General features: G+C 64.9%; 12 protein-coding genes and 1 pseudogene. 9 read left to right on the top strand and 4 right to left on the bottom strand.

Going from position 1 to position 15,469, the window contains the following annotated elements; genetic code table 11:
* Positions 1 to 71: 71 nt before the first annotated feature.
* The 4 genes from NKJ26_RS22815 to NKJ26_RS22800 form a co-directional block, all read right to left on the bottom strand.
* The gene (locus NKJ26_RS22815; RefSeq protein ID WP_352697283.1) at positions 72 to 1,289 is read right to left on the bottom strand and encodes an MFS transporter; all 1,218 of its coding nucleotides are present in this window, start codon (positions 1,287 to 1,289) and stop codon (positions 72 to 74) included.
* A gap of 57 nt (positions 1,290 to 1,346) precedes the next feature.
* Positions 1,347 to 2,783, bottom strand: a complete 1,437-nt coding sequence (gene rpoN, locus NKJ26_RS22810; protein WP_352697281.1) for an RNA polymerase factor sigma-54 — start codon at positions 2,781 to 2,783, stop codon at positions 1,347 to 1,349.
* A gap of 69 nt (positions 2,784 to 2,852) precedes the next feature.
* Positions 2,853 to 3,386: a peroxiredoxin gene (locus NKJ26_RS22805; RefSeq protein ID WP_023766875.1), complete on the bottom strand. Its 534-nt coding sequence runs from the start codon at positions 3,384 to 3,386 to the stop codon at positions 2,853 to 2,855.
* Between the two features lie 1,137 nt (positions 3,387 to 4,523).
* Positions 4,524 to 4,823 carry a hypothetical protein gene (locus NKJ26_RS22800; protein ID WP_352697279.1) on the bottom strand — a complete coding sequence of 100 codons (300 nt, stop codon included), beginning with the start codon at positions 4,821 to 4,823 and terminating at the stop codon, positions 4,524 to 4,526.
* Positions 4,824 to 5,023: 200 nt separating this feature from the next.
* On the opposite strand from NKJ26_RS22800, the gene NKJ26_RS22795 reads away from it, so the two are divergent.
* The 9 genes and pseudogenes from NKJ26_RS22795 (at position 5,024) to fni (ending at position 14,954) form a co-directional block, all read left to right on the top strand.
* Positions 5,024 to 6,226, top strand: a complete 1,203-nt coding sequence (locus NKJ26_RS22795) for a cytochrome P450 (protein ID WP_352697277.1) — start codon at positions 5,024 to 5,026, stop codon at positions 6,224 to 6,226.
* An 89-nt stretch (positions 6,227 to 6,315) separates the two neighbouring features.
* Positions 6,316 to 7,605 carry a cytochrome P450 gene (locus tag NKJ26_RS22790; protein WP_352697275.1) on the top strand — a complete coding sequence of 430 codons (1,290 nt, stop codon included), beginning with the start codon at positions 6,316 to 6,318 and terminating at the stop codon, positions 7,603 to 7,605.
* Positions 7,589 to 7,732: pseudogene (locus NKJ26_RS22785) on the top strand (ferredoxin); the annotation flags it as partial. The gene NKJ26_RS22790 and the pseudogene NKJ26_RS22785, both read left to right, overlap by 17 nt.
* A gap of 168 nt (positions 7,733 to 7,900) precedes the next feature.
* Positions 7,901 to 8,743: an SDR family oxidoreductase gene (locus NKJ26_RS22780; RefSeq protein ID WP_352697332.1), complete on the top strand. Its 843-nt coding sequence runs from the start codon at positions 7,901 to 7,903 to the stop codon at positions 8,741 to 8,743.
* Complete coding sequence (locus tag NKJ26_RS22775) at positions 8,743 to 10,086, top strand: cytochrome P450 (protein WP_352697273.1); 1,344 nt, start codon at positions 8,743 to 8,745, stop codon at positions 10,084 to 10,086. Before NKJ26_RS22780 ends, NKJ26_RS22775 begins: the two co-directional genes overlap by 1 nt.
* 147 nt (positions 10,087 to 10,233) lie before the next feature.
* A complete protein-coding gene (locus NKJ26_RS22770; protein WP_352697271.1) occupies positions 10,234 to 11,223 on the top strand; it encodes a polyprenyl synthetase family protein in 990 nt (329 codons plus the stop codon).
* A 146-nt stretch (positions 11,224 to 11,369) separates the two neighbouring features.
* Complete coding sequence (locus tag NKJ26_RS22765) at positions 11,370 to 12,920, top strand: prenyltransferase/squalene oxidase repeat-containing protein (RefSeq protein WP_352697269.1); 1,551 nt, start codon at positions 11,370 to 11,372, stop codon at positions 12,918 to 12,920.
* Positions 12,917 to 13,819 (top strand): terpene synthase family protein, encoded by a 903-nt coding sequence (locus NKJ26_RS22760; protein WP_352697267.1) that lies wholly within the window; start codon positions 12,917 to 12,919, stop codon positions 13,817 to 13,819. Before NKJ26_RS22765 ends, NKJ26_RS22760 begins: the two co-directional genes overlap by 4 nt.
* A 28-nt stretch (positions 13,820 to 13,847) precedes the next feature.
* On the top strand, positions 13,848 to 14,954 hold the full coding sequence (gene fni / locus NKJ26_RS22755; protein WP_502903178.1) for a type 2 isopentenyl-diphosphate Delta-isomerase: 1,107 nt from the start codon (positions 13,848 to 13,850) through the stop codon (positions 14,952 to 14,954).
* The last annotated feature ends 515 nt before the right edge of the window (positions 14,955 to 15,469 follow it).

Here is a 15,469-nt window from a genome sequence, read left to right as displayed (position 1 = left end):
GAGGACCGCGCCGCGCCGTGTATCGCATCTGTCGTCCCGCTGCGCTGCTGAGGCCTCTTCTGCCAGGAGGTCTAGGTTTCGCGCTTCGGGCCGAGCAGGAACACTATGAGGGCAGCGACGAACGTGGCAACAGCACTGTAGGCAATGGCGCTGGAAATCCCCGCATTCTCCACCAATAGTCCGCCGAAAATCGCGCCGGCTGCGATTGCCACTTGGAATACTGTGACCAGCAGCACACCGGCGCTTTGGGCCTGCTCGGGAACGGCCCTCCGTACCATCCACGTCTGCAAGCCCACTGGCACCGCGCCGAAGGCAAACCCCCACGCGGCAACAGCAATCGCCGAGGCCAAGGCCGATGCTCCCGCGGTCAGCAGCGAAACAGCGGCTATCGCTATGAGCAGCGGTGCAAGGGCCGCGACTGCCTTGAGACTGTACTCGGCCAGAAGCCCGCCGGCCAAATTGCCGAAGAATCCGCCGATGCCAAAAGCAAGCAACACAAGCGAGATCGTATCTACATCCAGCGCGGGAATCTTCTCGAGGAAGGCGCGGATATAGGTGATTCCGGCGAAGTGGCCGGAAGCGACCAGCAGGACGACCAAAAGCGCAATTTTGACCATCGGAATCTTGGCTACATCCAGCAGGCTGCGGAAGCTAGCCACTCCAATCGGAGGCAGTCTCGGAATGGTTACGAGTTGCACGAGCAGTGTAGCGGCGCCGCCGGCTGCGGCGAGCATAAAGGCGCTTCGCCATCCCCAGATATGGCCGACATAAGCGCCGATTGGAGCTGCGCAGACGGTAGCTACGGAAACGCCGGTGAGGATGATCGACATAGCGCGCGGCAGGAGGTGGCTTGGAACGAGCCGCATCGCCAGTGCTGCCGACATCGACCAGAAGCCTCCGAGCGCTATGCCGAGCACGACGCGTGCAGTCAGGAGAGCCGGCAGCGACCACGCGCCGGCCGCAAGAACGTCCGACAGGATCAGCAGCAGCGTCATGGTCCACATGACGGTCCTGCGGTCCAGGCGCTTTGTGATAATGGCCACCGTCGGCGCCGAGATCGCCCCGACGATAGCTGTCGCCGTCATCGCCTGTCCAGCCGCTCCCTCGCTGATACCGAGATCATGCGCGAGGGGCGTGAGCAGGCTGACAGGCAGAAACTCTGCCGTGACCAGCCCGAAGGTGCCCAAGGAAAGCGAAATGACCGCACCCCATGCGGGACCAGACGGTGGGACGGGCTTTTCTGGGTCGCGCAGAACAGCGTCCATGACACCTGCTGCGGATTGGGTCATGAACGAAGTCTCCACTTTGATGCAATGCAACGTGATGTTGGCTGCCTTGACCCAAATCTAAAAACACAAGCGCATTTCCCGGCGGCGTTGCACGGAGGAGGGGATGTTCATTGCTTCGCGATATTTTGTGACGGTGCGGCGCGCAACATCGATGCCGGTTTCCTTCAGCCGGACAGCGATGTCCTCATCGGAAAGCACGTCGCCGGGAGATTCTGCGGCAATGATCGCTTTGATCCGATGCCGGACAGCTTCAGCGGAGTGCGCATCGCCGCCTTGGCAGGACGCGATCGCGACGGTGAAAAAATACTTCAGTTCAAAGACTCCGCGGGGGGTAAGCATGTACTTGTTCGAGGTCACCCGGCTTACTGTCGACTCGTGCACGCCGATCGCGTCAGCGACGGTTCTAAGATTGAGAGGCCGCAGGTGGGTGACGCCATGTTCCAAAAAGGCATCCTGCTGACGCACGATTTCAGCCGCAACCTTAACAATCGTCTTGGCGCGCTGATCGAGGCTGCGGATTAGCCAGTTCGCGTTTTGCAAGCATTCGTCGAGGAATGCTTGATCTTTCGAATTCTGGGCAGTTTGACGCGTGACTTCGGCATAGTAGGTTTGGTTGATCAGCAGCTTTGGCAGCGTGGCGGGATCAAGTTCGATCTGCCACCCGCCTTGCGGCGAGGGCGTGACCCAGACGTCGGGTATGATTGATTCAGACGCACCGGATTCGAATCTGTTCCCAGGCTTGGGATCGAGCGCCCGAATTTCATGCATCATGTCGAGAAGGTCTTCTTCATCGACGCCGCAATGCTGCTTCAGCGCCTCAAAATCGCGTCGCGCAAGCATTTCAAGATGGGCAACCAAAGCTGCCATTGCCGGGTCGAGCCGATTTCGCTGGCGCAACTGAATCTCGAGGCATTCTCTGAGACTTCGCGCAAAAACTCCCGATGGATCAAATTGCTGCAAGGTTCCGAGAACCCGTTCCACAACAGCCTCATGGACATTCAGGCTCTCGGCCAGCTCCAAAAGGTTTGCCCGAAGATAGCCAGTGTCTTCCAGATCGGCGGCAAGCTGGCCAGCGATCAGCCGCTCCTGTGGTGTGAACGCAGTGAGGGCGATCTGACGAGCGACATGGTCGTGCAATGTTTCGGCGAGGGTGGCAAACTCGTCGAGGGAAGGGCCATTGCCGGGCGGGTTGTTGGTCGTGTTGCGAAGTGATTTCCATTGCCCGAGCCGTTCAGGCGAACTTGCCCCGGTCGGTCCTTCAACGGCGTTTGCGCCAGGGCCGACAGGCTGATCCGCTCCCGAAATCGAAACGTCGTCAAAAGGCCCGCCATCGCTTGATGCAGATTCCAAGAGCGGGTTCTTCTCAATTTCCCGCTCCACGAACTGATGCAGTTCAGTATGCGCCAGTTGCAGCAAGCGAATCGACTCAATGAGTTGAGGCGATGCCACCATGGATTGCTTCTGGCGTTGAAGCAGGCTTGCTGAGGATTGCATGGTGAGCGCGATAATCCTGTCGAGGAGCCTCTTGGGACCGGCAATGGCACCAGTGAGACGTTTTCTAGGTCAAGCGGCGGCTTTCAGCGTTTCGAGAACGTTTTGCGGGGATGAGACGCCATACGGGTCGGCCTCGCAGTTGTCGGAGAAACCTTCCTCCTCGAACCAGTGCTCCACCACGCCATTGTTGATCAGGGCGGCGTAGCGCCAGGAGCGCATCCCGAAGCCGAGATTGTCCTTGGCGACCAGCATGCCCATTTTGCGTGTGAACTCGCCTGAGCCATCGGGAATGAGCTCGACCTGCTTCAGGCCCAAGGACTTCCCCCACGCATTCATGACGAAGGCGTCGTTGACTGAGAGGCAGTAAATCGCGTCAATTCCCTCCTTCTCAAACTCATCATAGAGCTCTTCGAACTGGGGCAATTGGTAGGTCGAGCAGGTTGGTGTGAAGGCGCCAGGCAGCGAGAACAGGATGACCCGCTTGCCGGCAAAGTAGTCGTCAGATGTCTTTTCTTCCCAGCGATATGGATTTGGCCCCTGGACTGACTTATCGTGAACGCGCGTGAGAAAGGTGACGAAGGGAACTTTCTTTTGAACTGTCATCAAGTTGCTCCTAAAGAAGAAAACTGGCGCTGAATTCTGGCAGAGGCTGGCGCAATACCGAGCAGAGGCTCGTATGCCCGGCACGGGATGAGGACCTCGCGGCTCGCAACCTGCTTTTTCCCTCGCGACGTATGGGAACGTCTTGGCGGCTGGTCTTGGCCACCCGAACGCAATCGATCTGAGCGAGCTGGACACCGTCGAGCCGCTTGCTTTCCACGGCTATGGCGCCGGAAGCGGGATCGGTCACCCGCGATCGTGCCCGGGGAAAAGGGATAGCGGCCGGAAGTAGCCAATATCGCAAGCATGTGGGGGCCTGAAATGTCACTTCACGCAGACTCGGGTCACTGGACTGGTTCAGCGTGTTGTCGATATGTGGCAGTGACCCGCCGGCCTTGGCTTGGGTGACCCTTTGAGGGGGCCCTTGGGCACTCCCATGCTGAACAGAAGCGGTAAACGGCATTTGCGCGAGCGGCCCGTGTTGGCGTGCCGGCATCGGACCAGCCATGCGCAAAGCGGCCACCGAGAACGGCCTTCCGGAGGAGACGATGTCCCGATGTTCAGCGGGAACGGGCACCGTCTCCTCAGGCCACTGTCTAGAGCTTCGCGCGTCGGGCATGGTGCAAGTCGCTTTCATCGTGATTTGATGGTGCTCTAACCAGGAGCAGCAAGCGGCGTGCCATTTCAAATAGAGGTGCTGTTGGACCGCACCTTCTTCTCGGAGGCCGTGTCTTAGAAGATCGGGCGCGCGCTATGCCGCCTCGTCACACAGGCAACAACGATGCTGTATGGTGCGGATATTCGGCGCTTCAGCCCCGGCTGGGCAAAGAAGAACCGGAAGCCGAGCCGATGCACTACCTGAGGCTGCGGGCACTCCAGTCGTAGCGTGTGCCGCTAGCGTTCATGGGTGCGCAGGCACGGCTATCGCGAACACGCGCCTGTCGCAGCAACATGAGCGCGCGCTCTTGGGCAAGCGCCCTGGCGCCGTGAGGATCGAATTCCCCAATCGTGTCTGTTTGCCGCCCTCTTATGTTCGAAACTGGACCAGAATGTCGCAGGCCCGACCTAAAGGTCGCCCGAGGCGTTCTGTCCGACACTGTACCGTCGCCTTTGTTGGCCCGCGACACCGGCTTATTTCGCCTAGCTCTTCTCTGGCCTCAGGCTAAGCCGCTGAGAAGCTGCCACGATTTTTTTCTGCTGCGGCCAAATTGGCACGAGATTTGAAGCACCTTCGTTGCGGGCCGGGAGCCGCCGACCGACTTTCATTTCGTGGATGACACGAATGGAACGAAGAAAGAAAAGCAAAATGTCAAATCCGCGTCGGATAGCGTCTATGGGCAGGGGGTCCTCGGCGAAACCGCCCTTACCCAACAGCTCGCCGCTCTTGTCGACCCTTGCGCAGGAAATCTTGGCCGGCGGCGAGTCAAAGGCTGACCACACCGACTTTATCCTGACCTCGAAGGTACAGGATAACGTTCTGCATCTCGCCGCGCGTTTGCCTAGACAGTTAAGCGTTAGCCGATCCTGATAATCGGTCTGCCTTCCGACGACGTCGTCTACATGCCGTCTTAGGTCTTCTCTACCGCAGCGCCCGCCGGTCACCTTCCGCCCTTCCATCGCTATAGAGTGAAGTGCCACCCATGTCCGAACAACCTTTGCCGACGCTGCCGATGTGGCGCGTCGATCACATTGAGCCCTCGCCTGAGATGTTGGCGTTACGGGCCAACGGTCCGATCCACCGCGTGCGCTTCCCGTCCGGGCACGAAGGCTGGTGGGTGACAGGCTATGACGAGGCCAAGGCGGTGTTGTCCGACGCGGCGTTCCGGCCCGCGGGAATGCCGCCGGCGGCATTCACCCCGGATTCGGTGATTCTCGGTTCGCCAGGATGGCTGGTCTCGCACGAGGGGGGCGAGCATACGCGGCTACGCACGATCGTGGCGCCGGCCTTCAGCAACGGCAGGGTGAAGCAGCTCGCGCAGCAGGTCGAGGCGATCGCCGCGCAGTTGTTTGAGACGCTGGCGGCCCAGCCCCAGCCCGCCGATCTGCGGCGCCACCTCTCCTTTCCGCTTCCAGCCATGGTCATTGGCGCGCTGATGGGCGTGCTCTACGAGGATCACGCCTTTTTCGCCGGGCTGTCCGACGAGGTGATGACGCACCAGCATGAAAGCGGCCCGCGAAGCGCGTCGCGCTTGGCCTGGGAAGAACTCCGCGCCTACATTCGCGGCAAGATGCGGGACAAGCGCCAGGATCCGGGCGACAACGTGCTGACGGATCTGGTCGCGGCGATCGACCAGGGCAAGGCGACCGAGGAAGAGGCGATCGGCCTGGCGGCGGGCATGCTGGTGGCGGGGCACGAGAGCACCGTCGCGCAGATCGAATTCGGCCTGCTGGCCATGTTCCGCCATCCGCAAGAGCGCGAACGCCTGGTCGGCGATCTATCCCTGGTGGACAAGGCGGTGGAGGAAATCCTGCGCATGTACCCGCCGGGCGCCGGCTGGGACGGCATCATGCGCTATCCGAGGACCGACGTGACCATCGCGGGCGTGCATGTTCCCGCGGAGAGCAAGGTGCTGGTCGGCCTGCCGGCGACGTCATTCGATCCGCGCCATTTCGACGACCCGGAAATCTTCGACATCGGACGTGACGAAAACCCGCACCTGGCGTTCTCCTACGGGCCCCACAACTGCGTCGGCTTGGCGCTGGCCAGGCTGGAACTCAAGGCGGTGTTCGGTTCGATCTTCCAGCGCTTTCCCGCGCTGCGCCTGGCCGTGGCGCCCGAAGAACTGAAGTTGCGCAAGGAGATCATCACTGGCGGGTTCGAGGAGTTCCCGGTGCTCTGGTGATACGCGGACGCCACCAGGAATCCCGATGTTCTCGAATTGCCGGCGCGCCTGCCGCGCCGATCAGATCAGCCAGCCAACAGGTGACCAAGATGGACGTGCAAGACACCATGGCATCATGCCAGGACGCCTTCGCCGAACTGGCGTCGCCAGCGTGCATTCAGGACCCGTACCCATTCATGCGGTGGTTGCGCGAGCACGATCCGGTACATCGCGCGGCGTCGGGCCTCTTTCTGTTGAGCCGCCACGCCGACATCTACTGGGCGCTCAAGGCCACGGGCGATGCTCTTCGGGGGCCGGCGCCAGGCGAACTGGCGCGCTATTTCCCGCGTGCGGCGACCAGCCTGTCGCTAAGTCTGCTGGCGTCCACTTTAGCGATGAAGGAACCTCCAACGCATACGCGTCTGCGCCGGCTGATCTCGCGCGATTTCACCATCGGCCAGATCGACAAGCTGAGGCCGACCATCGCTCGCATCGTCGCAGCGCGCCTGGACGGCATGGCGCCCGCGCTGGAGCGCGGGGAGGCGGTGGACCTGCATCAGGAATTCGCGCTGGCCTTGCCCATGCTGGTTTTCGGCGAACTGTTCGGCATGCCCCCGGATGACATTCTCGGGCTCATCACCGGCATCAGCGCCATTCTGGAAGGCCTGAGCCCGCACGCCAGCGATCCCCAGCTCGCCGCGGGGGACGCGGCCAGCGCCAGGGTGCAGGCCTACTTCGGCAACCTCATACAGCGCAAGCGCACCGATTCCCGCCACGACATCGTGTCAATGCTGGTCGGCGCACACGACGACGATGCCGAGACGCTGTCGGATGCGGAATTGATCAGCATGCTTTGGGGCATGCTGCTGGGCGGCTTCGCCACCACTGCCGCGGCCATCGGCCATGCGGTCCTGGCGATGCTGGCGTATCCCGAACAGCGGCACTGGCTGAAGGGAGATGCCGTGGGGGTGAAGGCTTTCGTCGAAGAAGCCCTGCGCTATGACGCGCCCGCCATGTTCAGCTCCATTCCGCGTATCGCCGAGCGCGACATCGAACTGGGCGGCGTGGTGATCCCGAAGAACGCGGACGTGCGCGTGCTGATCGCGGCCGGCAATCGCGACCCGGACGCCTTCGCCGATCCCGATCGCTTCGATGCTGTGCGGTTCTACGGCACCAGTCCTGGCATGTCGATCGACGGGAAGATCATGCTGACCTTCGGCCACGGCATCCACTTCTGCCTTGGTGCGCAACTGGCCCGGGTGCAGTTGGCCGAGAGCCTGCCGCGGATCCAGGCGCGCTTCCCCACGCTGGCATTGGCCGAGCAGCCGACCCGGGAGCCCTCCGCGTTCCTTAGGACGTTCCGCGCGCTGCCGGTACGGCTGCATGGGCAGGAGGGCTGAGATGCGCGTCCTGGTCGATCAGGATCTGTGCGGAACGACGGGGCAGTGCGTGCTGACGCTGCCGGGCACCTTTCGCCAGCGCGAACCGGACGGGGTGGCCGAAGTGTGCGTGGCGACGGTCCCGCAGGCGCTGCACGCCGCCGTGCGGCTTGCGGCCAACCAGTGCCCGGTCGCCGCCATTCGGGTCATCGAAAGCGACGCTGGCCATGACGAGCGCGCCAGCGCCGACCCTGCGCGTTGCCCGGCGCAGGCCCAGCGGCATGCCGCGAAAGACCAATGCAATTCAGGAGACACGATGGGACGGTTTGAAGGCAAGGTGGCCGTGGTGACCGGCGCCGGCGCCGGCATCGGCAAGGCATGCGCTCTCGCCATCGCGCGCGGAGGCGGCAGAGTGGTGGTGGCCGACATTGATGGCCCGGCGGCCATCGCCTGCACCGCGCAGATCGCGGCCGAAGCAGGCCACGCGCTGGCCATAGCCATGGATATCGCCGATGAGCAGGCGGTGGCAGCGCTGTTCGAGACGGCGGAGCGGCACTTCGGGGGGGTCGACCTGCTGGTGAACAATGCGAGCGCCATGCATCTGACCCCGCGCGACCGCGCCATCCTCGACCTGGACCTGGCAGTCTGGGACCAGACAATGGCGACCAATCTGCGCGGCACGCTGCTCTGCTGCCGGCAGGCCATCCCACGGATGATCGCCCGCGGCGGTGGCGCGATCGTCAACATGTCGTCGTGCCAGGGGCTCAGCGGTGATTCGGCGCAGACGTCCTACGCCGCGTCGAAGGCGGCGATGAACATGCTCTCGGCTTCGCTCGCCACCCAGTACGGTCATGCGCAGATCCGCTGCAACGCGGTTGCGCCGGGTCTTATCATGACCGAGCGTCTCCTCGCCAAGCTGGACGAGTGCATGCAACGCCATCTGCGCCGGCACCAGCTCCTGCTGCGCGTCGGCCGTCCCGAGGACGTTGCCGCGCTGGTGGCGTTCCTGCTCTCCGACGATGCTGCGTTCATCACCGGCCAGGTCGTGTGCATCGACGGCGGCATGCTGGCGCATGTGCCGACATACGCCGACGGTGGCAACAGCTGCGCCGCGCGCCCTGCAGGCGACACCGAATCGGCGGCGGCGGCGCGCTGCTGATGGACATGCTGCTCAATCCACTCAACCGTCGGCACCGGCTGCGATGCGACATCCCGGTCATGCCTGGCGCTTTCCCCCTGGTCGGGCATCTTCCCGCCATTGTCTGCGACCTGCCGCGCCTGCTGCGGCGCGCGCAACGCACGCTGGGCAGCCACTTCTGGCTGGATTTCGGCCCTGCCGGACATCTCATGACCTGTGTGGATCCGGACGCATTCTCACTGCTCAGGCACAAGGACGTGTCCTCGGCGCTGATCGAAGAGATCGCGCCCGAATTGCTTGGCGGAACGTTGGTTGCGCTGGACGGCGGCGCACACCGGCAGGCGCGCGATGCCATCAAGGCAGCGTTCTTGCCCAAGGGGCTGACCCAGGCCGGGATCGGCGACCTGTTCGCGCCCGTCATCCGGGCGCGGGTGCAGGCATGGCGCGCCCGCGGCGAGGTACTCATCCTGCGCGAAACCGGCGACCTGATGCTGAAGCTTATCTTCAGCCTCATGGGAATCCCCGCGCAGGATCTGCCGGGATGGCATCGCAAGTACCGGCGATTGCTGCAGTTGATCGTCGCGCCACCGGTCGACCTGCCCGGACTGCCTTTGCGGCGCGGCCGTGCCGCCCGCGACTGGATCGACGCGCAGTTGCGCCGGTTCGTCCGCGACGCACGCGCGCATGCCGCGCGCACCGGGTTGATCAACGACATGGTGAGCGCCTTCGACCGCAGCGACGGTCCGCTCTCCGATGACGTCCTGGTCGCGAATATTCGCTTGCTGCTGCTTGCCGGTCACGACACCACTGCCTCGACGATGGCCTGGATTGTAATCGAGCTGGCGCGGCAGCCTGTGCTGTGGGACGCCCTGGTTGAGGAGGCGCAACGCGTGGGCGCGGTGCCGACCCGGCACGCGGACCTGGCGCAGTGTCCGGTCGCCGAGGCGCTGTTCCGCGAGACACTGCGCCTGCATCCGGCGACCACGCTCCTGCCGCGTCGCGCGCTGCAGGAATTGCAACTCGGCCAACGGCGCATTCCCGCGGGCACCCATCTATGCATCCCGCTGCTGCATTTCTCGACCTCGGCGCTGCTGCACGAGGCGCCTGATCAGTTCCGCCTGGCGCGGTGGCTGCAACGCACGGAGCCGATCCGGCCCGTGGACATGCTGCAGTTCGGTACCGGCCCACACGTCTGCATCGGCTACCACCTGGTATGGCTGGAAATGGTGCAGTTCTGCATCGCCTTGGCGCTGACCATGCACAAGGCCGGGGTGCGGCCGCAGTTGCTGAGCGACGTCGAAAAAGGCCGGCGCTATTACCCTACCGCACATCCGTCAATGGCAATCCGCATAGGCTTCTCATGAGCTGGCATCGCATGCCCTGTGTGGCAAGGCAGCGGCGCCGGCGGGGCGCGGCATTGCTGCACTCAGCGCACGCACTCGTGTGACGCCGGCAACACCGTGACGACTTGCGCTCGCCGTGGCCGTCTCAGCTACAAGGACATCAACAACATGCAGACCGGTTCCACTCCACGCGACCGAATTGGCGTTTCCGCATTCGGCGGATTGGGCGCGCTAGCGCGCGGCGCCTCTGGCGGGCTGCTCCCGGAGATCTGGATGCAGGACGGCGCAAAGCGGGTCGAACAGGCGCTGGCGCGTCTGCTCTGCGCCGAAGACGACGGTAAGACAGAGCTGATGGCGGCCATGCGCTACGCCACCTTGCATGGCGGGAAGCGCACCCGCGCCTTGCTCTGTCTGGCTGCCGGCGCACTGGCGGGCACGCCGGCGCACATGCTCGACGACGTCGGTGCCGCCATCGAGATGATGCACGCCTGTACCCTGGTCCACGACGACCTGCCCGCGATGGATGACGACGTGCTTCGCCGCGGCCTTCCGACCGTGCACGTAAAGTTCGGCGAAGCCACTGCGATCCTGGTCGGCGATGCGCTGCAGGCCCACGCCTTCCTGACGCTGGCGAGCCTGGATGCGCCGGGCGACAACCGTATCGCGCTCGTGCGCGAACTGGCGCAGGCGGTGTCCGCCGAGGGTGCCGCAGGCGGGCAGGCCATCGATCTGTCGTTGGTCGGAAAGCATGCCGGGCTGGACAGGATCCTGGCGATGCACGGGATGAAAACCGGAGCGCTAGTGCGCGCGTCGGTTCGCATGGGCGCGCTATACTCCATCGCGGAGGATGCCGCGCACGCTGCGCTGTATGCTGCGCTCGATCGCTACACCGCCTGTTTCGGCCTGGCGTTGCAGGTGGCCGACGACATTCTCGACGCGACGGCGGATACCGCGACTCTTGGCAAGACCCCCGGTAAGGACGCGGCGGCGCAGAAGCCGACCTGCGCGTCGATCATGGGGCTGCAGGCTGCGCGCCAGTTCGCCCTGTACTTGTTGCACGACGCCGGGGAGGCCATCGCCCCTCTGGGGCCGCGTGCGGAAGGGTTGGCGCAGATGCTGCAGCGGGCCAACGTCTATCTGTCCGCGCCACTCGCATGAGCGGGCCCATCCGTAAGGACTCGCCCCTGTGCTGGTGCGATCGGCCGGCGGGCGCTGCATGCTGCACTGTGTCCGTGTCGGCGGCGACGTGCGCGGCGTCTGCCCGTTTCTGTTCTCGTTAGCCCTCTGCAAAAGGAACATACCGCGTGAACGCGCTGTCCGAACAGATCCTTTCCGAATTGCGTCACCTGCTGAGCGAGATGAGCGACGGCGGCAGCGTCGGTCCGGCCGTCTACGACACGGCGCGAGCTCTGCAGTTCGACGGCAACGTCACCGGTCGGCACGACGCATACGCGTGGCTCATCGCGCAGCAACAGGCCGATGGCGGATGGGGAAGTGCGGACTTCCCGCTGTTTCGCCATGCGCCTAGCTGGGCGGCGTTGCTGGCATTGCAGCGTGCCGATCCCCTTCCCGGCGCTGCCGACGCAGTCCAGGCTGCAACCCGGTTCATCGAGCGCCAGCCTGATCCCTACGCGCGTGCGGTGCCGGAAGACGCGCCGATCGGCGCGGAGCTGATCCTGCCGCAGTTGTGCGACGAGGCCGCATCCTTGCTGGGCGGCGTGGCGTTTGCGCGCCACCCGGCGCTGTTGCCGTTGCGGCAAGCACGCCTGGTCAAGCTGGGGGCTGTGGCGACCTTGCCGAGCGGCCATCCGTTGCTGCACTCCTGGGAAGCCTGGGGGACGTCGGCGGCCACCGCATGCCCGGACGACGACGGCAGCATCGGTATCAGTCCGGCGGCCACCGCCGCGTGGCGTGCGCACGCCGTGACACAGAGAAGAACGGCGCAAGTCGGGCGCACGGGCGCGTATCTGCAGGCGGCATCGCGGGCGACGCGCACCGGCATCGAAGGTGTCGTTCCCAACGTCTGGCCAATCAATGTGTTCGAGCCATGCTGGTCGCTGTACACCCTGCATCTGGGCGGTCTGTTCGCGCATCCCGCTTTCGCCGAGGCGGTGCAAGTGATCATCGCGCAGCTCGACGCCCGCCTCGGAGCGCGCGGTCTGGGCCCGGCCTTGCACTTCGCGGCCGATGCGGACGACACCGCCGTTGCGTTGTGCGTCCTTAGCCTTGCAGGCCGCGACCCGGCGGCCGACGCGTTGCGCCAGTTCGAAACCGGCGAGCTCTTCGTCACCTTCCCCGGTGAGCGCAATGCCTCGGTGTCGACCAACATTCATGCCCTGCATGCGTTGCGAATGTTGGGAAAACCCGCCGCCGGCACCAGGGCCTACGTCGAGGCCAATCGCAACCCGCACGGTCTATGGGACAACGAAAAATGGCACGTTTCCTGGCTGTATCCCACCGCGCATGCGGTCGCTGCGCTCGCGCAAGGCAAGCCTCAGTGGCGCGACGAGCGCGCGCTGGCGGGGCTGCTGCGGACGCAGCGCGACGACGGCGGCTGGGGCGCCGGTTGCGCGTCCACATTCGAGGAAACCGCCTATGCGCTGTTCGCGTTGCACGTGATGGACGGGAGCGAAGAGCCGGCAGGGCGCCGGCGCATCGCGCAGGCGGTAGGGCGTGCGCTGAAGTGGATGCTCGCCCGCCACGCAGCCCATGCATCGCCCCAGACGCCGCTGTGGATCGGCAAGGAACTGTATTGCCCCACCCGGGTGGTGCGGGTGGCCGAACTCGCCGGGTTGTGGCTGGCGCTTCGTTGGGGGCGGCACGTCTCGGCCGAGGGAGCAGGAGCGGGGCCATGATCCCGACCGATCGCGCCCTGCAGCACGTGCTGGAGTGGGGGCATTCCCTGACCGGGTTCGCCGACGAGCATGCTGTGGAAGCAGTCAGGGGCGGCCAGTACATCCTGCAGCGCATCCACCCGAGCCTGCGCGACGCCAGCGCTCGCACCGGCCGCGATCCGCTGGACGAAACGCTGATCGTTGCCTTCTATCGCGAACTGGCGCTGCTGTTCTGGCTCGACGATTGCAACGACCTTGACCTGATCGCGCCGGAGCAGCTCGCCGCGGTGGAGCAGGCGCTGGGGCAGGGCGTGCCGTGCGCGCTCCCCGGATTCGAGGGCTGTGCTGTGCTGCGCGCTTCGCTCGCCGCGCTCGCCTACGATCGTCGCGACTATGCTCAGCTTCTCGACGATACCCGGTGCTACTGCGCGGCGCTGCGCGCCGGACACGCGCAGGCGGCAGGGGCGGAACGCTGGTCCTACGCCGAGTACCTGCACAACGGCATCGATTCGATCGCCTACACGAACGTGTTCTGTTGCCTGTCGTTGCTGTGGGGGCTGGACATGGCGACCTTGCGCGCGCGTCCGGGGTTTCGCCAGGTCCTGCGGCTCATCTCCGCGATAGGGCGCTTGCAGAACGATCTGCATGGACGCGAAAAGGATAGATCGGCCGGCGAGGCCGACAACGCGGCGATCCTGCTGCTGCAGCGCTATCCGGCTATGCCTGTGGTGGAGTTCCTCAAGGACGAGCTGGTCGGCCATACGCGCATGCTGCACCGGGTGATGGCGGAAGAACGTTTTCCCGCGCCGTGGGGACCGTTGATCGAGGCCATGGCGGCAGTCCGCGCGCAGTACTACGAGACCTCAACCAGCCGCTACCGCAGCGACGCTGCGGGCGGAGGCCAGCGTGCCCCGGCCTGAACGCGCGGGAAACGGCGGCGTGCGCGCGCTGCCGTCGGTCCGATCCGACGCAACGCCGTCGCCCGATGACGCGGATGGAGCGAGCATCAGCGACGCCAAGTTGAGCCGGCGCAAGGACGACCACCTGGACATCGTGCTGGATCGGCGAACGGCGCGGGCCAAGGCCGCCGCCGGCTGGGAGTACATTCGTTTCGAACACTGCGCATTGCCCGAGTTGGACCTGACGCAGATCGACCTCAGCGCCTCGCTGCTGGGCAAGACCATGCGCGCGCCGCTGCTGATCAGCTCCATGACCGGCGGCATGCCACGCGCCGAGGCCATTAACCGCCATCTGAGCGAGGCAGCGCAAGCCTTGGGGATCGCCATGTGCGTCGGTTCGCAGCGCGTGAGCCTGCAATCCCGCAACTCCCAGGGGCTGACGCGCGCGCTGCGCCGCCTGGCCCCAGACGTCCCCTTGCTGGCCAATATCGGCGCCGCGCAACTGCGCCAGCCCGACGGCCTGGACCTCGCGCGCCGGGCGGTGGATGCACTGGAGGCCGATGGACTCATCGTCCATCTCAATCCGCTGCAGGAAGCGGTACAGCCGGAGGGCGACCGCGACTGGCGCGGCGTCCTGGCGCAGATCGCTCGCGCCGCACGCAGCATGGGCGTGCCGATCGTGGCCAAGGAAGTGGGGGCGGGCCTGTCCGCCTCGGTGGCCGGTGCGCTCGTCGAGGCGGGCGTGGCGGTGATCGATGTCGGCGGCGCCGGCGGCACCAGCTGGGCCGCGGTGGAGGGCGAGCGGGCCCGCGATGCCGCCGACCGTACAGTTGCGATGGCGTTCGCCGATTGGGGGATCCCGACCCCGGCCAGCGTGCAGTCGGTCCGTCGGGCGTTGCCAGCGGTGAAGCTGATCGCGTCGGGCGGGATCCGCGACGGCGTCGACGTGGCCAAGGCAATCCGCCTGGGCGCGGACATCGCCGGGCAGGCGGCCGGCGTGCTGCGCGCGGCTACGCTATCCACCGAGGCGGTTGTCGCGCATTTCGAGATCGTCATTCGCCAGTTGGCCGTCGCCTGCTTCTGCACCGGCTCGGCTGATCTGGCGGCGTTGCGTCAGGCGCGCTTGTTGCCCTCGGCGCATCTGCCCGCCGGTTGATGCCGGCGTCGCCCGCCCGTCGCGGCGGGCGCCTAGTCTTATCTGGGTCGGAAAGTCTCGGAAGCGGGGGGATTCGCGCTGGTCGCGGCTTGTTCGGGTGCTGCTTCGTGATCAGGGAGGCGCCCCGCCATGCTCGAACGGACAGCCGAGAGCAATCGACGGCTATGTCGATGCTTGATCCAGTATGATCGGTCATGCGAACCGCGCTGAGCCCCTGAAAGGGTCGGAACACCAGGTGCGGCGGGAGACCGGCAGGGAGTACATGGTACAAAGCCATTGCAATGAACGAGTAGCGATCCACATTGATCCCGAGTCATGCGCCGGTCGGTCGTATGGACGCGAAGAGACGAGCGCCTTCATCTGCCGGACTGCCTTGATTTAACATGCCGATGGGTTCGGAGCGCTGATCGGGGGTTAGTTTCGGACCGCATTCACCGTCGGGGACGCCAAGGCAGGAAGATTGATCTCTTTGCGTATCACTCTACCTATGGAAGATACGCTAACAGATCATAGGT

The organism is Mesorhizobium sp. M0152, assembly GCF_040322415.1.
Taxonomy (GTDB): Bacteria; Pseudomonadota; Alphaproteobacteria; order Rhizobiales; family Rhizobiaceae; genus Mesorhizobium.
This window is presented reverse-complemented; position numbering and strand designations above follow the sequence as displayed.